Below are 22,602 nucleotides of genomic sequence, written 5' to 3'. Positions count from 1 at the left end.
TGAAAATCCTCACGGATTTTCAGTTGGTGCGTACTTGCTAAGGTTCGTGACAAACCGCGTAACTACTCATAGCCGAGACAGTTAAACGAAACAAAAAAACGCCCCATTCACCTGGAGCGTTTTCCTTTTCATAGCAGTTTTTCCTAATTATTTAGGCATCACTACCGTATCAATTACATGAATAACACCATTACTTCCCATCACATCAGTCATAATTATTTCACTGTAATTTCCATTTTGGTCTTTCAACCATATTTTTCCATCTTTTTGCTTAACGGTTAGCTCTTGTCCGTTTAAAGCTTTTAAAGTTACCATACCTTTATTTTTCTTTAATGCTGCAACTACAGCCTTAGCATCTAACTTTCCAGATACAACATGGTATGTTAAGATATTGGTTAATGCTTTTTTGTTTTCCGGCTTTAATAAAGTGTTTAAAGTATTGGAATCAATTTTTGCAAATGCACTGTTATTTGGTGCAAAAACGGTAAATGGACCGTCACCTTGTAAAGCACCTACTAAATCGGCTGCTTTTAAAGCTGCCACTAAGGTTGAGAAATCTTCATTCCCAACAGCTACATCAACAATTGTTTTTTGAGCAGTTGCAAATTGACTTGCTGTTAAAGCAACTACTGTAGTTAAAATAAAAACTAACTTCTTCATAATAATTTTATTTTTTGGTTAAACTTAACTGCACTTTTTTCGTTTTTTGAAGTGCTTTCATTTATATTTACACAGGTTTGTTTTCTCTGGATGAACCTCTCCTGTTTTTTGGGAAATCTTTAACATTTATGCAGAACGATTCCGCTCTTATTTCTAATCTTAAAAACAAAGATGAAGCTGCGCTATCTCAACTTTATGATGCATACGCACCAGCCATCTATGGTGTTATTGTTAGGATGTGTAATGATGAGCAACACGCCCAAAACATATTGCAGGACACCTTTTTAACTATTTGGGAGAAATCGCATCAGTACAACTCTGATAAAGGCAAATTTTATACATGGGCCTACCGAATTGCAAAGAATAAAACCTTAAATTTTTTACGAAAGGATAAAAAGCTCATCCAGACTGAGGATTTGAGTGTATATAAAGATAGAGAGGAATCAACTATACGAGATAGTGATTATTTACAACTTAAAGGTTGCTTAAAACAATTGGAACCGCAGCACCAAAGAGCTCTAGAACTGGTTTACTTTAATGGCTTAACACACCGAGAAGCCCATGAGGAAATGGATGTGCCTTTAGGAACCTTTAAGTCTTATATAAAACAAGCTTTAAAAAAACTTAAATTAAGTTATGATAAAGTAATTGTGTGGTTGTTGATTTTAATTGAAGTGATACGATGATGGACAAAGCCTACATATTAGAAAACGGAATAATAGAACAATACGTATTGGGTGAGCTTTCCTCTAAAGATGAGCTTATTCTAGAACGTTTATTGGCAGAGGATGAGGAATTAAAAGCTAGGTTTAATATAGTTGAATCTAATTTTGAGGCTATAGCTTTTGATAATGCTATTAATCCCCCAAGTGATGTTAAAACACATTTAATGACTAGTGTAAAAGGTGCTGACACAAAAGTTCTGCCATTGCCTAAATCGAGTTCATTAAAAACATATTTAGCCATTGCCGCTAGTATGGCAGCAGTTTTAATGATTGGTAGTATTTGGATGTACTCGCAACTAAATGACACCAAACAACAATTGCAAATCGCAGAAGAGAATAATTCTATTTTAATTAATGATATTGAAGGCTTAAAAACCAATTTGGAAAATGTTACAGTGTGGTTAGATGTTTTAAATTCTGCTGATACGAAACAATATATTCTTAATGGTAATGCGCTTGCTCCTGATGCTAAAATCGTGAGTTATGTGAATCATAAGGATAAAAAAGTGGTTGTAAATACTACAGAATTACCAAGATTGGATACAGAGCACGATTACCAAATGTGGGCAGATGTTGATGGTGAAATGATAGATATGGGAGTGATTAAAAAAGATGCTCAATTATTAGCTATGAACTATATTGAAAATGCTGCATCTTTAAACATCACGATAGAACCTGCTGGTGGAAGCGATCATCCTACAGTATCAAGGTTAATCACCAATGTTTATTTATAGGTATTCTATCTAATCTAATAAATCGTTTAATGCAGGCTCTAAATAGTTATATTCAAATTCAAAGCCTTTTTCCTCAATCTTTTTAGAACTCACTCGCTGGCTTTCAAATAAAATAATATGCATTTCGCCTAAAACAAGTTTCATTACAAATTTTGGAATATTTGGCAAAAATAGAGGTTTTCTTAGCACTTTTGCAGCTGTTTTGGTAAGTTCAGTATTTGATACAGGGTTTGGTGCTACACCATTGTAAACCCCTTCTAAACTATGCTCTAATACAAACAAAAATACACGTGATAAATCCTCAATATGAATCCACGATTGCCATTGTTTTCCACTTCCAAAAGCTGCACCTGCACCAAACTTTATTGGTTTTGTAATTTCTTTTAGCGCACCTCCTTTATCTGACAAGACTAAACCAATGCGAACTTTCGAGACTTTAATATTTAATTTTGAAAAACCATCAACGGCTTGTTCCCAAGCCTGCACTACTTCTCCAAGAAATGAATTGCTAACCTCTTTATGGGTTTGATCGTAATAATTAGTCAATGAATCTGGATAAATCCCAATAGCACTTGCTGACACAATTTGTTTTATGTTATGCGATTCACCTTTTAATGTGTCAATAAGTAATTGTGTACTATCTACCCTACTATTAATAACTTCTTTTTTATAAGCTTCTGTCCATCGTTTTGAGATTGAGGCTCCAGCTAAATGAATAATAGCATCAACACCTTTAAAACAGTTTATATCTATTTCTCGAGTATCTACATTCCAGTAGAATCCTTTGTAGTTGTCATCTTGAGAGATTTTAGATTTGCGGGTTGTGAGGTAATTGACTTGTATGTTTTTTGCATGACAGCGTTTGACAATTTCCTGTCCGACCAATCCCGTAGCTCCTGTAATTAAAACGCGCATCTTCTTTTTTGTATAAATTTACGAAATGGTATAGGCTAAGACCGAAAGTTTAAGTTAGGTTTAACAGAAAACGTTTGAAGTTTGGAGGTTGAAGACGGAAGTCATTAAAACTTTAAAAATAGAATTACACAGAGATTCACAGAGATGACACAGAGTTATATAAAGTATTTTTGATTTCGACTAAATAAACCACTATGGATTAAAATCCATAGTTTTTAACAAAAGAATGAAATTCTTTTTTAAAAGTGCTTGTCATTCCTGCGAAGGCAGGAATCCAGAAAAACTAAGAAGTGGATTCCGCATTTCCGAGTTTCGGGACGGAATGACAAACTAGACTTAAAAAATTTATAGAAACTAAAGTAACTACAATAAAACTGCAGGGTTTTAACCTTTAACTAGATAATAAGATGACGAGATAAAGATTTTAGGGCATATTTAATTTTGCAACTGCAAACTGCGACTGTAAGCTATTTAGTTGCACGAAGCATTTCGCGTTTTCCTGGTGGTCCTGGTAATCGTTCTACTGTAAAACCCACGGATTGCATTGCGCGACGCACACTACCTTTTGCTGAATAGGTTACTAAAACACCTTTTGGTTTTAGAGCTACGTACATTTTTTGGAATATAGATTCAGTCCAGAGTTCGGGTTGTACTCTGGCTCCAAATGCATCAAAATAAACCAAATTGAATTTATTTTCATCACTTATTTCATCAAACATTTTTTGCTGCTTGGTCAACTGAAAACTTTGACTTAAATTAAACTGCTTTTCCCAATTTGAATTGTGCATGTTTTGGAATACTTCTGCTCTGCTATCTGCCTTTAATTCTGAAAGGTAGTTAAGATGATTTATTTCATTTGATGCTACAGGGTAACCTTCTACTCCAACATAGTTAATATTTAGGTTAAGCTTTTCGGCTTCTAAATAGGTGATAAAAGCGTTGAGACCGGTACCGAAACCTATTTCTAAAATGGAAATGCTTTGAGACTTCTCGACTCCGCTCGAAGTGACATTGGATTTGTTTTTTTTTACAGATCCTAAAACAAGTTCAGGATGACAAAGGTGATGTAAACCATGCTTTATAAAAACGTGATATGCTTCTTGAATAGCGCCGTGTTTGGAATGGTATTGTTCATTCCATTCTGGGATATGAATGGTTGAAGACCCATCGGCGGTAATTATAATTTCACGTTTCATGTTATACTACAAATGCAAAATGTTTCTTTTGCGTTAGGGATTGAACGGTCTGTTTGAGCTCCTCGCAGAGAGCGAGTAGTGAAAGCCCGACCCTTGTGGTAACGCCCGCCTTTTGATACAATTCTTCATACTTCAGAATCCCTCAAGGCCACAAAATTTACTGAGCTACTAAAACACCATCGGCTTCAAAAGAATACGTGCGCTTAGGCAAGGTTATTGCTGCAATTTCTTCAGCAGATTTGCCTGCATCTTCAGCATAATGGCGCTGCTCGTCTACTGAAACTTCCTTTACATAAGCCTTTCCGTTTATAATTACCTCTTTGCCCGAAATATCCTTAGGCACAAAAAAGCCGTAATCCTTAAATTTCACCATAACCTCTTTGTCTTCACCTAAATCTAGCGTCATCCAACATCCCTTGGCTTGACAAACGTTGTTAACTTTAGCTTTTATTTTTGAATCTATACTATCTCCCTGTTGCATGGTTTCGTAATGTGCCGCCATGGATTTTGCAATGACAGCATCGTTGGAAACGATTTCTTTACCAAAAGACGCATAGGCGATGTTGCTATTTTGGGTAGTTTCAGTATTGGTTTCGTTGGATTTGTTTTTACATGAACTTAGGGTTAAACCACAGATTATCAATAGTATTACGAATCTCATAATTTAAATATTTTAATTTTAAAGCATTTATGTAAATATACCGCTTTTTTGAGAATGAATTTTATAAATTTGTAGGCTAAATGAACAAGATATGAGTACTATAATCAACGACATTGAGATTATAAAAACGAAATCCAGCAAAATAAATCAGGTGGATTTTGACGATTTGAAGTTTGGAAGTGTATTTTCAGACCACATGCTCGTATGCGATTATAAAGATGGTAAATGGCATGCGCCTAAAATTATGCCTTACGCACCATTAACTTTAGATCCATCGGCTAAGATTTTCCACTATGGACAATCTATTTTTGAAGGTATGAAAGCTTACAAAGATGATGCTGACAATGTCTGGTTATTTAGACCTGAAGATAACTGTAAACGCTTGAATATTTCGGCGAAACGTTTGGCAATTCCAGAGTTGCCAGAAGCATATTTTATGGAAGGTTTAGTTGCATTGCTACAATTAGACAAAGATTGGATTCCAACAAAAGATGGAAGCTCGCTATATATTCGTCCGTTTGTATTTGCATCAGGACAAGGGTTTCATGCCTCTCCTGCGGATGAATACAAGTTTATTATTTGTACAGCGCCTTCAGGTTCTTATTTTTCAGGAGAAGTAAAGGTTTTAATTGAAGAAAAATATTCAAGGTCTGCAGATGGTGGTGTTGGTTTTGCTAAAGCTGGTGGTAATTATGCGGGTCAGTTTTACCCAACACAACTGGCAAAAGCGAAAGGATACCAACAAGTAATTTGGACAGACGACCATAAACACGAATATATAGAGGAAGCTGGTGCCATGAACATTTTTGTTCGTATTGGTGATACGTTAATTACTGGACCAACAAGTGATAGAATTTTGGATGGTATCACACGTAAGAGTATTATCGAGCTTGCCAAAAGTGAAAATATTAATGTTGAAGTTAGAAAACTTACGGTATCTGAAGTTGTGGAAGCTGCAAAAAATGGGACTTTGAAGGAAATGTTTGGTGCAGGTACTGCTGCCGTAATTTCACCTATTTCTGGTTTTGGTTATAAAGGAGTAGATTATGACTTACCTAAGCTAGAAAGTACTTATGCAGAGTATTTAAAGAAACGCATTACTGATATTCAAACAAATAAAGCGGAGGATCCTTTTGGATGGCGATATAAGGTAATTTAAAAAGAAAAAAAGACACGAATTTCATGAATTATCACAAATTATATAAGTAGTAGTTTTTAATTCGTGAAATTCGTGTCTAAGAATGATAGTAAATTTATCTGTCTAAAATAGCCTCAATATTCGGTTTGAAATAATTTGGACCTTTAAGTACTTTACCGTCTTCACGATAAATAGGTTGCCCGTCTTCCCCTAGTTTGCTCATATTACTACGTTGAATTTCATCAAACACTTCCTCTATTTTGTATTGCAAACCGTGTTCTATAATGGTACCACATAAAATGTAAAGCATATCACCAAGTGCATCTGCTACTTCCACTAAGTCGTTGTTATTTGCAGCATCTAAGTACTCTTCATTTTCTTCGCGCATCAATTTATAGCGTAACATATTTTTTGCTAATCCTAAATCGGCTTTAGGGGTTTCTCTATGTCCGATTTTAAATGCTGTATGAAATGCTTTTACGGCTTCAATTTTGTTTTTCATAATTATCATTTTTGTCATTCCCGCGAAGGCGGAAATCAATTTTTACCTCTGCTTTAATCCAAATAACTTTAGCGCAGAAATCTCGTCATTATTCTTAAATTTGCATAAAAATAGCTATATGTTTAGTAAAGGTCAAATCATTTTCGGAATTATCTTTTTTATTGTCTTTGCAATTATTATTGGCTACACCTATCGTAAGGATTTAAAGCTACACAAACGCTTTTATGCTGGTAGTATTTGGATACTTATTGCGTTTATAGGATTTATAGCATTTATTGCTGCCATAAAGTTTTTCTTTAAATAGAAACCCTATACCTGTTTTTTTTGCTTTTTATCTAGCATTTCTTCTTAACATAACTTTTCTGATTAAATTAAAGGATGAAATATACCTAGCATTGGGTATTTTTTATTGCAGGCTTTTTGTGGAAGTTTGTGATGTTATTAACCAATTCTCTCATTATGAACAAAACAGTTTCACCAATTACAATGTTTACAATTGCCGTAATCGCTCTTGCAGTATCCGCGATTGTTCTAAACAATATTTCTAAAGCAATAGCTGTGAATTCCAAAATAGATAAAACAGACTACGAGTTTGTGTTTTGGTTCTTTAGGGTTGTTACAGCTTTGGCTGCAAGTGCCATTAGTATTTCAATTCCAGGGATGTTAAAAATAGAATATAATAACGGAGCATATGTAGCCAAAACCTCTGGTCAACCACCTATGACTTTAACAGAACAAGCACCTAAGATTATCGCCGGTGGAGCTATGGCGGTTTTTGTTTTAGTTTATTTGTTTAATCCTATAGGTTAAATACTATGTTTTGGAGAAAATATGTTACTAAGTCTGAAGCTGATAAAGCTTTAGATTATCATTGGAAATCAGAAATGTGTAAAGATGACAACTGTACCCCAAAGGCTGGTATAATTTTTATAGGCGTTTTTAAGTGCTGGTATCTTAAAAATCGATACTATCTAAGGGTTGGGCATTTAACAAAAAATGGCTACAGGGAATTTGTTAATGCAGAAGAGGTAGAGAATAATATAAAAAAGATACCTAAAAAATTATCAATACCAAATGAAATTACAGGTTATAAAAACAAAAGAAAAATTAAAAAATACATTAAAGTAAAACGTCAAAAAACGTCTTTTATTATAGGAGAAAATGATAATAATAGTACCAGATACCAAAATGAACACATGCGTATTGAAACAAAGCTACACCCATCAGGTGGTACCCTAGGTGCCATTGGTAATTTCGAGTTTGAATTATTTAATCACGGTAATGAAATAAAAAAAATAGATGGTCTATTTGGAATAACTAATCATCACGTTGTAAAAAAAGATAGTGCGGAGTTGGGAGTAGACGCTTACTTAAATAAAGAAAAAGGCTTTGATAATTGTTCTACCAACATTGGTAAGGTTTTTTGTGCTAATATCAAGAATATGGATGCAGCTTTTATAGAAATCGATGTTAAAAAAGAATGTATAGATACTGTATTTAAAAATATACCTAGAATTAGTTTACAGAACTACGGTAAAGCTAATATTGGAGACAGAGTCTATAAAATAGGACTTACTGACGTTAACAAAATAGGCAAAATTTTATCAGATAAAACGATGATTTTTGTAAAACTTGGCGGATACAAAAATGAAATAAAGCTAATGCAAAATCAAATGATATTAGATAAAATAACAGATAATGGTGATAGTGGTTCGCTAATATGGAAAAAAGACGATCATGTAGCTACAGGTTTACTTTTTGCACAAAATAGCAGAAATGATGTAAAGAAAATTTCTGTAGCAACACCCTTATATAAAATAATTGATAGCAAATGGGAATCAGATTATGAAGCTACTAATAAATTAATGAAAATTAAATCTATAAACATTAAAACTATATAATTATGAGTAATGAAAAATGCAATTTTAGCAGAAAAAAAAGTGAACTTCTAGATGAATATCAACTTATTTGTAGTGATATAAAAAAGGAAGAAGTTTTATTATACGCTAAATTAAACTGGGACAATAGAAATTCTGAAACAATTACTTCTGGTCAATTTAAACTTATTAACACGCAACGCAGTAGAGGGTATATAATAAACAATGTTGACTGGTGTAAAAAATACAATAGATTAGAGGTACATATAACAATAGATAAGGATAATGCAGAAAAAGAACAGTTATTCCGTAGAACTTTTAAAGATATTTTTGAGCTAAAAGATAAGGAAGAAGTAACCTTAACATGGCGTGTAAATGATAATACATTGGATCCAAAGAAAAAATTATGTGAAGAATATGATGGCATACCTGATGACAAAGATGGATCTATAATCGTAGGAGAAAGGCCATAATATTGATATTTTGTAAACTAAATAAATTAATTTTACCAGTAATATTCTGTATTACTGGTTTTAGCTTTTCTCAAAATAACTTCTTGCACCAAGCAGAGAAATTAATACAAAAAAGAAAATCTGATTCTGCTGAGTATATTTTGCATAAAATTGAACTCAAAAATCTAAACCAATACCAATTAGCAAAGTATCGAGAGATTAAAGGGGTTATATTTTTACAGAATGACTCACACCATCATGCATTCAATGAGTTACATGAAGCTAAAAAGTATTATTTAAAAATTGACAGTTTAGAAAACGTCAACACTGTCAATCTACAAATAATTGAGCTTTTATCTCATCAAAAAAAAACACAAGTATCATCTGAACCTTATATCAAAGAAGTTTTAGAATATGCCGCAACTTCCAGTAATCCAAAGTTAAAGGCCAAGGCCTCATCTACTTTAGCAAAAATATATCTCAAAGCCAATAATGGAGAAAAATCAGTATTTTACTTCAATAAAGCTATAAAAGAAGCTTTGGAAGCTAAAGACACCATTCTTGCTACCGATTATTTATTCAACAAAGGTGTAGTTTACAATACCGTTTCAAAAGATTATAACCAAGCTTTAAAAATTTTTAAACAAGTAATTCCTATTTATAAGAAAAATAATGATTACACCTATATTGCATATAGCTACAATAATCAAGCTGAAGCTTACAAAAAGAAAGGGCAATATAAGAAAGCTCTTTTTTATTACGAAAGAGCGGATTCGATAAAACTAAAAAAAAATAATGTAAAGTCTAAAATAAGACTTTATAAAAACATGGTTTCTTTATTCGATAGCGTAAAAGACTTCAAAAGTAGCATGGTGTACACCAAACTTCTTTTAAAACTCAAAGACAGTATTAATGACACTAAGCAAAACATAGCCATATCTGAAATTAAAGAACAATACGACAACGAAAAATTACGTGCTGATAATCTAGAAAGTGAAAACAAACGCAAACAAAACCGAAATCTTCTTATAGCTGCCCTAGCCTTTATTATATTTGGAGGAACCACGATGCTACTTCTCCAAAAAAACACCCGAAAAAAGCAAAAACTAGCAGAACAAGCCAAAGCCTTAGAAACCCAAAAACTTGCAACCGTTTTAAAAGAACAAGAATTAGTGAGTATAGACGCTATGATTGAAGGGCAAGAAAAAGAGCGTCAACGTATTGCCAACGATTTACACGATGATTTGGGTGGACTCATGGCTACAGTAAAACTGCACTTTAATGCTTTAAAAAACAGACAAACGCCTGAGTTATTTGACAAAACTACTACTCTCTTAGACGAAGCTTACCAAAAAATACGGTCAATAGCTCATGCTAAAAACTCTGGAGTTATAGCGAAACAAGGACTGCTAGTTGGTGTTCAAAATATGGCGGATAAAATTTCTGCTTCAAATACAATTAGTGTAGACGTTATAGACCATGGTTTGGAACATAGACTTGAAAATAGCTTAGAACTCACCATTTTTAGAATTATTCAAGAATTGATTACAAATGTTATCAAGCATGCAGAAGCTACAGAAGCTGCAATTCATCTTACCAATCATGAGGACATTTTAAACATTATGATTGAAGATAATGGCAAGGGGTTTAACCCAAACCAAATTACTACAAAACATAAAGGCATGGGTATAAGTAGTATTGATAAACGTGTAGAACACTTAGGCGGTAATATGACTATAGAGTCTGAACCCAAGAAAGGTACAACAGTAATAATAGACATCCCAACATGATACGATTAGCTATAGCAGAAGACCATCAATCGCTTATAGATGGCATAAAATTACTTTTGGAATACGAAGATGGCATTTCTATTATTGGAAGTGCCAATGATGGTGAAGCACTTTTAGAGATTGTTGCTAAAAAACGACCAAATGTGGTGCTAACGGATATCAGAATGCCAAAATTAGATGGTATTGAAGCTACAAAACAAATCAAAAAACAGTACCCAGAAATAAAGGTATTGGCATTTACTATGTTTGACCAAACCGAAGCCATACAACGGATGTTGGATGCAGGCGCCTCAGGGTATATTTTAAAAAACTCTACTTTAAGGGAAGTTTACGAAGCGATTTTAACCGTGTACAAAGGAGATACCTATTTTGACGCAAATATTAATACTAATAGTCTCGACAAAAACCCTTCAAATAGAACCAAAGGCGTACTCACAAAGCGACAACTGGAAATTTTGGAGTTAATTGGGCAAGGGAAAACCTCGCGAGAGATTGCCGATTTACTCTTTATTGGTATACATACGGTTGATACACACCGAAAAAATATGGTGCGTATTTTAGGGCTTCAAGGCAAAGGGGAGTTGATGCGGTATGCTTTGGAGAAGAAGTATAAGTTTTGAGATTTACCTAGTAATGGGTATTTGATAACAATGTATATTAAATGACTTTTGAATTGACTAACCAAATACTTAAAACATGAAAATAAATATTTTTACAATAATTATTATAATACTTAGCAACATAAATTGTTTCGCTCAATTAAAAAATTATCAGATTAGAAATGAAAAAGTAGTTTGCGAAAAATCGCTATCCGACATTAGTATTTTAAAAATAGACGAAGAACCTTTGACAAGGGAAATATCAAATTCAGAACAAGAAGGTTTTTCAATTACCTCAGAATTAACAACCTTCCTTATTGGAAAAGTGGCCAAAATACCAGAGTATATTACCCAATACTTGCAAAAACGAAAATTAAAATTCACTGCAAATTATGAGGCAAAAAATACATTAGCCTTTACAAGCTCTAAAATGAGTTTACCAAAATTAACTTTTGAGCGTTATTTTTTCAAAAAAAACAATACAAAAGAAAGGGCGCTTAGTCTTGTGTTACAGCCAGAGCTAGTTCAGGAAGATAAATACCTTGCTTTTAAAGTTCATAGTCTTAGTTATAATTTTTCTAAAGCCAAATTAAAAAAGAAGGCTTCAAGAATTAATCTCTTGGTAGAAATAACATTAACATATGCTAAAAAATCAAAAGAATCCAACACCATAGAAAAAACGGAGTCAAAATCTGCAGCTATAATTATACCTACGAATCTTTTAAGTGAAAACCAAAATACAGATATCATAAATACTAAATTATCAGATGTCTTTATTGCTGATAATATTTCTGAAATAAGTATTAAAATAACTGAAATAAACCCTAATAAGTTAAAAATAGAGCAACTAGAAAGTTTCCTAACCACTAATAAAGAAGATTTATCAGGATTATTTGGAGAACTTTCTAAACTTCTGAAATAAATTACTTTATAAGCCTTTTCATCGATAAAATTTTCGATTAAAAACACTAAAATCCCCAATACTGGGGATTTTTTTATAACCCGTATTTACCTAGGTTTGGTGTAGCTATTAACAATAATTCTTAATTTGATGGAAAACACCTCTTAAACATCTCAAATTCACAAAAGGAGCTTTATAAAAAGTAAAACTATCTGTCATTCTGAACTTGTTTCAGAATCTCAATATTTTTAACACTAATTCAATATTAGAACCTGAAACAAGTTCAGGTTGACAAATCAGGCTTTTTTATAGCCTCCTTCTATGCTCTCCCCTTTTTTACTGTTAGATAATGGTTATACCATTTTCTGATGAAACTTTCCTATGCCTTGTTATAAACAACAATTTTCAATTATAAATACATTTAAAGTCATGAAAACATTTACACTAAAAACCAAAACACCGCTAATACTAATTTTATTTATATGCACATCATTCGCCATGGCGCAAACCACTCATATTGTAAACAATAATGTTGGTACAGATGCAGACTTTACCGACTTACAAGCAGCCATTGATGCGGCTACAGATGGCGATATTATACATGTACAACAATCTTCAACTAATTATGGCAACATTACTTTAGACAAGGAGCTAACTATTATTGGGCGCTCGCATAGCGATGCGTCTTACTCGTCTCAAGTGATCAACATAAATTTAGCGGAAGGATCCTCTAATACTACCCTAAAAGGTTTAAGAATTAGCACTATTACAGAACCTTTTGTTTCTGGAGCTACACATGTTATTGAAAATTTAATATTACAAGATAATAGGATAAGTCAAATAACTAACTTAGGACTATATGGCACCTTCAATAATATGCTTATTCAAGGTAATGTTATTGATAGTAACATAACTATTGCTGCTAAAACATCAAATGTTTTAATCACTAATAATTTAATAAATGCAAGTGGTATTTCACTTAGTATGGTAGATACCTTATTGTTTACTAATAATGTATTGAGTTATTTTAATGGGGTAGGTATTAGTAATAATACTTCAGATTTATTAAACATAAGCAATTGTATTTTTGTTATAGTGAGAACCGTGGACAGAACAGTAAACTTATCATCCGGTTCGGGCACCATACAAGTTACTAACTGTATTACTTATAACTATAACAGCCCAAACAACTACACTTTTTCAACAGGGAGCAATATCACCCTAACTAATAACCAAGAAAACATAGACCCTTTATTTGTAGATAGAGCTACTTTAGGTGATGGCTCATTTAGCCCAGAGTTATATGATTTAAATCTACAAGCGAGTTCAACCGTAGTAGACGATGGACTTTATCAAAATTATAGTTTTAAACCATTAGGTACGCCAACAGGTTTACCAAGTATTAAAATAGACACCTATAGTCCTACGGTTCCCAAAAACAGTAATCTTACCGTAACTATATCTGCAAAAACTAACTAATAAGCACTATTATGAAAACACGTATAACAACATGGTTGTGCTGTTTGTGTTGTGCTTTTAGTTTTAGTCAGTCCATAACAGAATTAGAATACTTTTATAATTCTGATCCTGGGTTTGGTAATGCTATCAGCATAACACCAAACGCAAATTCTGGCAACCTAACACAAAGTATAACTATAGCAGCACCAACAGATGCTACGGGGTTTAATACCCTTTATATAAGAGCTAAAGATGATGCGAATACTTGGAGTCTTTATTCCAATGCTATTTTTTACATACTGGATAACGAAGTAGGCACCATAGCAACAGAAATAACCGCTGCTGAGTATTTTATAAATACCGATCCTGGTTTTGGCAATGGCAACGCTATTACTATAAGTGTAAATACTGGTACTATAACAGAAAACTTGGCAATACCAATTGGTTCTAATCTTGATGGTTTTAATTCTTTATACATAAGAACACAAGACGATCTAGGGCTTTGGAGTTTGTATGACACCGTAAAGTTCTATGTAATTGACGAGTTAGGAACTGGTGCATCAAATATTGCAGCCATGGAATATTTTATTGATACCGATCCTGGTTTTGGGAATGCTAATACCGTAGCTATAAATTCTAATACGGGGAGTGTTACGCAAAACATTAGTATTCCACTAGGCACCTTAGATATTGGGTTTCATGAATTATATATAAGAACACAAGACGATTTGGGTGAGTGGAGTTTGTACGACAAACGCACATTTTTTGTTACGCCAGAGCAAACTGTATCTCCAATAGTTTCAGCAGAATATTTTTATGACACAGACCCTGGTTTTGGCAACGGTACAGCAATAGCCTTGACACCTACTGGAAATACAGACGAATTTACAGTAGATTTAAGTACTACTGATATAAGTTGTGACTTTCACGATTTTTATATAAGACTTATAAATGAAGACGGTTCATGGTCTTTATACGATTATGGTTTACAAGTTGAAGTATTTGATAACGCAGACCCTACAATTGTAGTGTTTGATGATATAACCGTAGCACTGGATGCTTCTGGAAATGGAAGCATCACCATAGCAGATGTAGATAACGGTACTTTTGATGATTGCGAATTAGTATCAGTCGTTTTAAATCAAGCCCAGTTTGATTATACGTGTGCAAATTTAGGTGCCAATACGGTAACTATTACAGCAACAGATGCCGAAAGTAAAGTGAGTACTGAAGATGTAACGGTTACTGTAGTGGATAATATAAATCCTGTTGCGATAACTCAGAATATTACAGTTCAATTGGATGCTTCAGGAAATGCTTCAATAACACCTATGCAGATAAATAATGAATCTACTGATAATTGTGGCGTAACAGGTTTTAGTTTAGACACTACAAGTTTTAATTGTTCTAATTTGGGTACGAATACCGTAAACCTTACCGTTACAGATTCTAGTGGAAATTCTAATACAGCAAGCGCAACAGTAACAGTTGTTGATGAAGCAAATCCAACGGTTGTAACGCAAGCAATTACTATACAATTAGATACAAACGGTGAAGCCTCTATTTCTAGTAGCGATATAGACAATGGTTCAACAGATAATTGTACCATAGTAAGCCGTACTTTGGATATATTGGCCTATACCTGTGATGATTTGGGTGAAAATACAGTTACACTTACAGTAACAGATCAAAGTGGAAATTCCGAAACGGGTACAGCTATTGTAACGGTTCAAGATAATATAAATCCAACCGTGGTTACACAAAATATTACAGTACAGCTTGATGCCTCAGGTAGTGCAACAATTATGATATCACAAATAGAAAACGGGTCAACAGACAACTGTAACATTTCAAATAGTAGTTTGGATATTTCTAGTTTTGATTGTGATGATTTAGGCGCAAATACAGTAACACTTTCGGTAACAGACCAAAGCGGAAATACTGGTATGGGTACAGCAACAGTAACGGTTATTGACGATATAAACCCTGTTGCACTGGCGACTGACATAACTGTGGAATTGGATATTACAGGAAACGCAACTATTACTGCTGAGGACATAGATAATAACTCTTCCGATAATTGTAATATAGCTACAATAGACATTGATGCTAATAACTTTACCTGTGCAGATATTGGGGTAAATACAGTAATACTTACTGTTGAAGATGCAAGTGGCAATACGAATACAACTTCTGCTATTGTTACGGTTGAAGACAATATCAATCCAGTAGCAATTGGGCAAGATTTAACATTAGATTTAGCCGGTAATTCCTCGGTAAGTATAACGGCATCACAAGTAAATAATGGCTCGTCAGATAATTGTTCTAACGTTACATTAAGCATTGATGTTGATACATTTACTATAGCAGGAACGTATCCTGTTGTACTAACAGCTATCGATAGCTCAGGAAATGAAAATAGCACTACGGTTACGGTAACTATTACCGACTCAACTTTGGGAGTAAATGGTAACGATTTTTCAGCTTCAGCAATAAAACTTTATCCTATACCTACTGAAAATTACTTAAATATTTCATCTCCACTACCTATTGATGTTTTAACCATCTATAATGTTACTGGTAAAAATATTATGAAGTTTGAAAAACCTCAAAACAAAATAAACTTACATAGTTTAAATAGTGGTGTTTATTTTTTAAAGTTTGAAGCCAAAGGGTCTTACGTAATAAAAAGACTTGTAAAAGAATAATACTATAGTTTGAAATTAGTTTTAACAAAAAATCCCCAATACTGGGGATTTTCCCCTCATAGTTAGTTCCCTAAATTTGTGAAGCTATTAACATTAATTTTCAAAATCCCTCTCGTGATGAAACAATTTTTACTATTTCTAAGTTTAGCCCTTTTCTTTCAAACTAATACCTTCACCCAATGCCCAAATATTGATACTGATAATGATGGTGTATTGGATTGTATAGACCCCTGCCCTAACATGGCTACTTCCAAAATTGGAAATCTAAGTTTTGAGTCAGATTTTATAGGATGGACTATTCCGCAAAACACATCATCGTTTTCGATTAATTTTAATACAGATAATATATTGCATGGTGGAAAATCACTTTATATTACTGCACCTAACGCTTCCAATTTCGAAACCCACAGCATTTATTCAGAAGAATTTACTTTAGAAGAAGGTGTAACTTATAACTTCAAAATCCCTGTAAAACGTATTGGTGATAGTGATGGTGATGCGCTTAGATGGGTGCTGATTGACGAAAACGGAATTTATCGACACTTTAATAATTATTATTCATCTACAGAAGATTGGACATACATATCTTTTGAAAATTTTTTAGTAGACTTTAGCAACTTTTCAAGTAATAAATTCAGATTACGTTTAGAGTTTGGTTTATCCACAACTGATATGGTAGTAGATAAAATAGAATTTTATGAAAGCTCTCAAATTGTAGACCCAGCCTATTTGGACATGAATGCTGATGGTAATCCAGACTGTGTTCCCTTTTCATCAGAAAACCATCCCGATTACGATACTTTAGTTTCTTTTTACAATGCCTTAAATGGTGATAATTGGAATAATAACACCAATTGGTTAGACACTACAAAGCCTTTATCTACTTGGTATGGCATTACTGAAACAAATGGGCGTGTAACAAATATAAACCTCAAACAAAATAATCTAATAGGTAGTTTACCGATTACAATTGGAGATCTTACAGATCTTAGAGTTTTGAATTTGTCCGAAAATGATATTTCTGGAGAAATTCCTAAAGAGTTGGGTAACATTATTGGCTTGCTATGGATTGATTTTCAGTTCAATAGTTTTTCTGGTACGATTCCGCAAGAGTTCACAAACTTGTTTAGTCTTAATGGATTAATCTTATCATATAATCAATTATCTGGAGCAATTCCAGATTTCACATCATTAGCAATACTCAACCATTTATGGGTTGATAATAATTTTTTTCAATTTGGCGACATAGAACCAAACTTTAACATCTATAATTCAAACTCAATACTTACCTATTTTTATACCCCACAAAATGTTTTGGCAATACCACCAGATTCCAGAATAATAAATCTTGGGGACGATATTACCTTTAACAGCATTGCTATATCCGGAAACAACAATGTTTATAATTGGTATTTAAACGGTACATTGATAAATGGTAACGACCATCAAAATATTTCTGGATTAGGAACACCTAATTTATCCATTCAAAATATTACTAATAGTGAACTTGGTACATATGAATGCTATGTTTCAAATACAATTGTTGCGGGTTTAGATATTTATTCAGGAACATTTAATATTGGAATTTCACCTGAATCACATCCAGATTATGATGCTTTAGTTGCATTGTACAATGCTCTAAATGGTCCAAATTGGAATATAAACAGCCATAATTGGCTAGATAATTCAATGCCTGTTTCGTCCTGGTGGGGTATAACAGAAACTAATGGAAGAATAACTGGTATTCAACTTAGCCAAGGTAATATAAGAGGTACTATTCCAAATGAAATTGTTAACCTTAGTGAACTGGAACTATTTTGGATTCAAAATACATTCATTTCAGGAGAAATTCCTGAAAATATTGGAAATCTTACAAAATTACGGCAGTTGGTTTTAAATCTTACCTTTGGGTTAATAGGAAATATTCCAGAGTCAATTGTAAATTGTGAAAATTTAGAATGGCTAATATTAACAAGAAACCAATTAGAGGGTGTTATACCTGACCTAACAGGACTCAATAATTTGAATTGGCTTAATATTAGCAACAATAATTTTGTTTTTGCAGATTTTGAAGATCAATACAATGATTATTTAACTAAACTAGGTAATGGCGGGTTTAGTTATTCGCCGCAAAACAAAATTGATGTAACAAGAGGTGTTTCATCAAGTATTGGAGATACAGTAACACTTAATAGTCTTCCAAATTTAGGAAGTAATACTAGCGTTTATTGGTATAGACTAAACAACCAAGGAGACTCTGAATTTATAGGCTTAGGAAATGTCTTAGACATATTAATACAATCTGAAGATAATTATACCGAATATTTTTACCGCGTAACTAGTGGTATTATCAATACTTTTAGTTTAGATAGCAGCAACATTACCATTGGTCCTCCACCAGAAAGTCATCCAGATTATAATGCACTAATTGCTGTTTATAATGCACTTGATGGATTAAACTGGAATAACTCTTGGGATATTACTGCCCCGATAAAAACATGGAGTAATTGGGACATTAGGTTTGATGATGCAACTAATAGAGTAGATTATTTAAGCTTACGTGGCAATGACAAAGTTGGACAATTGCCTAAAGAAATAGGCAATCTAACAGCTCTAAAAAATTTATATATTGAATCTTCAGAAAACATTACAGGAAATATTCCAACAGAAATTGGTAATTTATCAAACCTTGAAGACTTATATCTTTGGTATTGTGACTTTAGTGGAGAAGTACCAATCGAGCTTTTGAGTCTAAACAATTTAAAAAGTGTATTTATCGGAAACCAAAAGTCTGGTATGTTATCATTAAGCAATGGTATTCCATCAATAATTTCTAACCTACAAAATCTTGAATTGTTAGACTTAAATGGCATTCCAATTTCTGGATTTTTACCGAATGAGTTATTTAATTTACCAAAACTAGATTATATTGTTTTGAGTAACTGTGGCTTGGGTGGGCAACTTCCATCTCAATTTGCAAACATTAATCAAGTGCACCTACTGAATAATAATTTTGAAGGAGCTATACCTCAAGATATCCTTAATTCCTCTGGAAATTTTATGCTAAACATAAGAGATAACTATTTTGATTTTAATGATTTAGAGCCTCTTGTACAAGCCAGTAAGTACATGAATTTGAATTATAGTCCACAACGTACAAAAGATGTAGCTTTAAATTTAGAATTTGCTCCCGGTGAAGACATCACACTAACCATAGATGATACAAGATTAAATAAAGGAAAATACTCTAAGGGTGTTGGTGATAATTATCAATGGTTTAAAAATGGTGAGGCAATTACCAACACAAACACTAGTTCATTTACTATAACAAATGCTGAAGAAGCTGACAGCGGTATTTACCACTGCGAAATAACAAATACGCTAGTTCCAGATTTAATAATACAACGTGCAGATATCACGATAAATATTAATGCAGCACTGTCTATTGAAAATGAAGATAGTGATATAATTAAGATATATCCCAATCCTACATCTCATCATATCAACATAAAGCTCAAACCATCAGAGGCAATACAAATGAAACTTTACGATACTCAAGGTAGAATGGTTTTAAGTAGAATTTTAAAAACCCAAAATACAATTATTGACATTAGCCATTTGAATACTGGTATATATATTCTGAATATAATGTTGGATGATAGAACTATTACAAATCGAATAGTAAAACAATAAAATATTCAAACTACATTCTAAAAATCCCCAACAATGGGGATTTTTTACAACAGTTCTATAGTGTAGTTTTGAGTATAATAAACGAATAAATGATAGCCCACAAAGAAATCATAAAAACTATAAATATATTAAAGAAGAATGACTCAAAACTTTCCAAAGAGGGTGTTTTAAAAGTGCTATATGCTGCTAAATCTATAACTCAACATAAAGAAACAGTTAACGCACTAATTCATCTTTTTTTTATTTTAAAAACTCATGAAATTGAATATAAAAAGCCACTAACAAAAAGAGAATTACAAGTTTTAAAACTAATAGGAAATGGGGAAAGTTCTAACAGTATTGCAAATAAACTAAATTTAAGTATTTCTACTATTGAAACACATAGAAAAAATATTCGAAAAAAATTAAAATTATCAGGTAATGGAAAGTTGCTTGAATTTGCAATACTTCATAATCTAAAACAACCCAAATCTAACATTTATAGTAGGAAAAAATAAATTTCACTTACTATTTAATAAAGAGTTATTAAAATTGAAATCTATCATTTCTGGATGTTATTAAAATATAGATTGATTTCACCCAACCGTCTAAAAAAATTGTATCAATTATATAACATCAACAGCAAAATAGCATGAATATTTTACTAATAATTAGCTTACTTATTGTTGTGAACTTAATACTATTAGCTTTTAGTGTTAATAAAAAAACAGAACCTTAAATAGGTTCTGTTTTTGTTTTTATGAGTTTTGTAACTTAATTCCCCTTTCGTAAAAGCTGTATTTTTCGCTCTAGTCCAATATTTGTTCTGTAAATATTTTTGGCTATTAAACACCTATTTTGGTAGTTTCTCCATTTTCGTTTTTGGCTACCAAAACTGGGTTTATTAAACCACTATATGGTACTGAAATAAATTGTTTTTTGCTTTCTAAACCTTTTGTATGGATATCTTGTTCTACTTTCACATCATAATTTTCAACTAAGGCTTTTACAGCAGCATCCCGTCAAATTTAATACGCTGTATTTCATCAAAAACTTATTCTATTTTGTATTACAAAACCATATTCCCCGATAGTTCCAAATAATATATATACATATCTTCGAGTCCATCTGCAACTTCCACTAAATTGTTATCATTTGCAGCATCTAAATATTCCTCTCCTCTCGCATTAATTTATAGCGTAACATATTTATAAGTGCTATAAAGTTTTTGCTATAGAAAATAATAAAAGCTTAAATTATATTGTAAATATTTCAAAAAAAAAGAGGCCGTATTAGCCTCTTTTTTAGTCAAATTCTAATTTCAATACATTACGAAATCTTAATAGTTCTTGCTGGCTTTTGTTTAGCCTCTTCGCGTTTTGGAAGTTGAATACTTAAAATACCATCTTCATATTTAGCCTTAATCTTACTATCTTCTATAGAATCTGGTAAGGTAAATGTTCTTTTAAAAGAAGCATAACCAAATTCTCTTCTTGTAAAACTGTCTTCAGTGTTTTCGTTCTCTACTCTCTTTTCTGATGAAATTGATAGGACATCATTATCTAAATCAATATTGAAATCCTCTTTCTTCATTCCAGGAACTGCCATGTCTACAAAGTAATCATCTTTAGTTTCGCGAATATTTACTTTAGGCAAACTGATTCCTGTATTGAAATTATTGGATAACACCGTTGGGAAGGTGTCAACATTAAACAAATCGTCAATCCAATTTGACCAACCTCTGTGGCTTAAACCAGTGTTTTTGTGATCTCCATTTTTTGAAACATTCATTAGTGAGCTCATAATATTATAATTTTTAAGTTAAACTTTAAATTTTCTTTTACTTATGAAGTTTTATACTTCATCAATCAATAAGCAAATGGAATACCAAAAACAAACACTGATGGAAATGACAGTTTATAAAGGATATTATTAATAAATATATGACACAATGGCATTATGTGTGATTGAAAAAATGCCATATTGGCATTGAGATAGAAGTAAATAAAACTGAAATTATCAGCTATCTAAGACTGATCGTCTTTTGTTTTGGCTATGGGACCAAAATCCCCTGTATATCTTATAAAAAATCGAGATGCACTTCTAAGGTAAATCTCACTGTTAAAATTAGGAAATAAAGTTATCATAACATTAAAGTTTTCAGCATTGCTTTTTGCCGAAAAGGAAATTACTTTCCTATTATTCTTTCCTTCTTCAACTTTAAAATCTTCCATTACCCCATTAAACTCTATGGCACTATCAGTACCGCCATAACCTACTTGCATTTGTCGTTCTCCAAAATAAGGCAAGTAGGATGTTACACTATCACCCTTAATAGTCAAAAAATTGGCATTGCCAATTAAATTTACTGCACCACCATTATTATTAGGCCACATTAATCCAGAGTTTAAAACTTGTGTCATGGCATTGGTAAGCTGCGGATAGGCCCAATTTGATTCTATTGTGAATTCTCTCGTTTTCAACAATTTATCAAACTCTTGTATTTCTGAAGATGTAGCTATATGCGTTGAGGATTTACAAGCGAACATAGCAAGCGTCATAAAGATGTAATAAGAAAAAAAACGCTTCATAGCAAAAACAATTTTAATTATCA

The 22,602-nt window shown here is 32.6% G+C and carries 22 protein-coding genes and 1 pseudogene; 14 read left to right on the top strand and 9 right to left on the bottom strand.

Annotation, left to right across the window (positions count from 1 at the left end; translation table 11 throughout):
• Positions 1–147 precede the first annotated feature (147 nt).
• The gene (locus AC1B0Z_RS02190) at positions 148–660 is read right to left on the bottom strand and encodes a fasciclin domain-containing protein (RefSeq protein ID WP_483793911.1); all 513 of its coding nucleotides are present in this window, start codon (positions 658–660) and stop codon (positions 148–150) included.
• A gap of 128 nt (positions 661–788) precedes the next feature.
• Between AC1B0Z_RS02190 and AC1B0Z_RS02185 the strand changes: the two genes are divergently transcribed.
• Complete coding sequence (locus AC1B0Z_RS02185; RefSeq protein WP_483793910.1) at positions 789–1,346, top strand: RNA polymerase sigma factor; 558 nt, start codon at positions 789–791, stop codon at positions 1,344–1,346.
• Positions 1,343–2,119 (top strand): anti-sigma factor, encoded by a 777-nt coding sequence (locus AC1B0Z_RS02180; RefSeq protein WP_483793909.1) that lies wholly within the window; start codon positions 1,343–1,345, stop codon positions 2,117–2,119. The genes AC1B0Z_RS02185 and AC1B0Z_RS02180 overlap by 4 nt, the downstream gene beginning before the upstream one ends.
• A gap of 9 nt (positions 2,120–2,128) precedes the next feature.
• On the opposite strand, the gene AC1B0Z_RS02175 is transcribed toward AC1B0Z_RS02180, so the two are convergent.
• From AC1B0Z_RS02175 to AC1B0Z_RS02165, 3 genes are all read right to left on the bottom strand, one after another.
• Positions 2,129–3,034: a TIGR01777 family oxidoreductase gene (locus AC1B0Z_RS02175; RefSeq protein ID WP_483793908.1), complete on the bottom strand. Its 906-nt coding sequence runs from the start codon at positions 3,032–3,034 to the stop codon at positions 2,129–2,131.
• A gap of 467 nt (positions 3,035–3,501) precedes the next feature.
• Complete coding sequence (gene mnmC2 / locus AC1B0Z_RS02170; RefSeq protein WP_483793907.1) at positions 3,502–4,230, bottom strand: tRNA (5-methylaminomethyl-2-thiouridine)(34)-methyltransferase MnmC2; 729 nt, start codon at positions 4,228–4,230, stop codon at positions 3,502–3,504.
• A 157-nt stretch (positions 4,231–4,387) separates the two neighbouring features.
• Entirely contained in the window at positions 4,388–4,891 is a 504-nt protein-coding gene (locus tag AC1B0Z_RS02165) for a DUF4920 domain-containing protein (RefSeq protein WP_483793906.1), read from the bottom strand.
• Positions 4,892–4,982: 91 nt separating this feature from the next.
• On the opposite strand from AC1B0Z_RS02165, the gene AC1B0Z_RS02160 reads away from it, so the two are divergent.
• The gene (locus AC1B0Z_RS02160; protein ID WP_483793905.1) at positions 4,983–6,050 is read left to right on the top strand and encodes a branched-chain amino acid aminotransferase; all 1,068 of its coding nucleotides are present in this window, start codon (positions 4,983–4,985) and stop codon (positions 6,048–6,050) included.
• A 94-nt stretch (positions 6,051–6,144) separates the two neighbouring features.
• Here the strand turns inward: AC1B0Z_RS02160 and AC1B0Z_RS02155 are convergent, their stop codons facing one another.
• Positions 6,145–6,531: a pyrophosphohydrolase domain-containing protein gene (locus AC1B0Z_RS02155; protein WP_483793904.1), complete on the bottom strand. Its 387-nt coding sequence runs from the start codon at positions 6,529–6,531 to the stop codon at positions 6,145–6,147.
• Between the two features lie 118 nt (positions 6,532–6,649).
• On the opposite strand from AC1B0Z_RS02155, the gene AC1B0Z_RS02150 reads away from it, so the two are divergent.
• From AC1B0Z_RS02150 to AC1B0Z_RS02100, 11 genes are all read left to right on the top strand, one after another.
• Entirely contained in the window at positions 6,650–6,835 is a 186-nt protein-coding gene (locus tag AC1B0Z_RS02150; protein WP_483793903.1) for a hypothetical protein, read from the top strand.
• Between the two features lie 155 nt (positions 6,836–6,990).
• Complete coding sequence (locus tag AC1B0Z_RS02145; protein ID WP_483793902.1) at positions 6,991–7,341, top strand: hypothetical protein; 351 nt, start codon at positions 6,991–6,993, stop codon at positions 7,339–7,341.
• A gap of 5 nt (positions 7,342–7,346) precedes the next feature.
• Positions 7,347–8,432 (top strand): hypothetical protein, encoded by a 1,086-nt coding sequence (locus AC1B0Z_RS02140; protein ID WP_483793901.1) that lies wholly within the window; start codon positions 7,347–7,349, stop codon positions 8,430–8,432.
• A 2-nt stretch (positions 8,433–8,434) separates the two neighbouring features.
• Positions 8,435–8,881, top strand: a complete 447-nt coding sequence (locus AC1B0Z_RS02135) for a hypothetical protein (RefSeq protein ID WP_483793900.1) — start codon at positions 8,435–8,437, stop codon at positions 8,879–8,881.
• Between the two features lie 83 nt (positions 8,882–8,964).
• Positions 8,965–10,650, top strand: a complete 1,686-nt coding sequence (locus tag AC1B0Z_RS02130) for a tetratricopeptide repeat-containing sensor histidine kinase (RefSeq protein WP_483793899.1) — start codon at positions 8,965–8,967, stop codon at positions 10,648–10,650.
• A complete protein-coding gene (locus AC1B0Z_RS02125; protein ID WP_483793898.1) occupies positions 10,647–11,270 on the top strand; it encodes a response regulator in 624 nt (207 codons plus the stop codon). The genes AC1B0Z_RS02130 and AC1B0Z_RS02125 overlap by 4 nt, the downstream gene beginning before the upstream one ends.
• 76 nt (positions 11,271–11,346) lie before the next feature.
• Positions 11,347–12,171 (top strand): hypothetical protein, encoded by an 825-nt coding sequence (locus tag AC1B0Z_RS02120; RefSeq protein ID WP_483793897.1) that lies wholly within the window; start codon positions 11,347–11,349, stop codon positions 12,169–12,171.
• Positions 12,172–12,579: 408 nt separating this feature from the next.
• Positions 12,580–13,629 (top strand): right-handed parallel beta-helix repeat-containing protein, encoded by a 1,050-nt coding sequence (locus AC1B0Z_RS02115; RefSeq protein WP_483793896.1) that lies wholly within the window; start codon positions 12,580–12,582, stop codon positions 13,627–13,629.
• A gap of 11 nt (positions 13,630–13,640) precedes the next feature.
• Positions 13,641–16,316 carry a T9SS type A sorting domain-containing protein gene (locus AC1B0Z_RS02110; RefSeq protein WP_483793895.1) on the top strand — a complete coding sequence of 892 codons (2,676 nt, stop codon included), beginning with the start codon at positions 13,641–13,643 and terminating at the stop codon, positions 16,314–16,316.
• A gap of 117 nt (positions 16,317–16,433) precedes the next feature.
• Complete coding sequence (locus AC1B0Z_RS02105) at positions 16,434–20,009, top strand: immunoglobulin domain-containing protein (RefSeq protein WP_483793894.1); 3,576 nt, start codon at positions 16,434–16,436, stop codon at positions 20,007–20,009.
• Between the two features lie 89 nt (positions 20,010–20,098).
• Positions 20,099–20,506, top strand: a complete 408-nt coding sequence (locus AC1B0Z_RS02100) for a response regulator transcription factor (RefSeq protein ID WP_483793893.1) — start codon at positions 20,099–20,101, stop codon at positions 20,504–20,506.
• A gap of 327 nt (positions 20,507–20,833) precedes the next feature.
• Here the strand turns inward: AC1B0Z_RS02100 and AC1B0Z_RS02095 are convergent, their stop codons facing one another.
• The 4 genes and pseudogenes from AC1B0Z_RS02095 to AC1B0Z_RS02080 form a co-directional block, all read right to left on the bottom strand.
• On the bottom strand, positions 20,834–20,971 hold the full coding sequence (locus tag AC1B0Z_RS02095; protein WP_483793892.1) for a hypothetical protein: 138 nt from the start codon (positions 20,969–20,971) through the stop codon (positions 20,834–20,836).
• 74 nt (positions 20,972–21,045) lie between these two features.
• Positions 21,046–21,197: pseudogene (locus AC1B0Z_RS02090) on the bottom strand (pyrophosphohydrolase domain-containing protein); the annotation flags it as partial.
• 120 nt (positions 21,198–21,317) lie between these two features.
• Positions 21,318–21,791, bottom strand: a complete 474-nt coding sequence (locus tag AC1B0Z_RS02085; RefSeq protein ID WP_483793891.1) for an Hsp20/alpha crystallin family protein — start codon at positions 21,789–21,791, stop codon at positions 21,318–21,320.
• A gap of 224 nt (positions 21,792–22,015) precedes the next feature.
• Positions 22,016–22,579: a DUF4251 domain-containing protein gene (locus AC1B0Z_RS02080; protein ID WP_483793890.1), complete on the bottom strand. Its 564-nt coding sequence runs from the start codon at positions 22,577–22,579 to the stop codon at positions 22,016–22,018.
• Between the last annotated feature and the right edge of the window lie 23 nt (positions 22,580–22,602).

The organism is Hyunsoonleella sp. J2K-J805 (assembly GCF_057167125.1).
The sequence above is the reverse complement of the archived record's forward strand: the minus strand, read 5'-3'. Positions and strand labels throughout refer to the sequence as shown.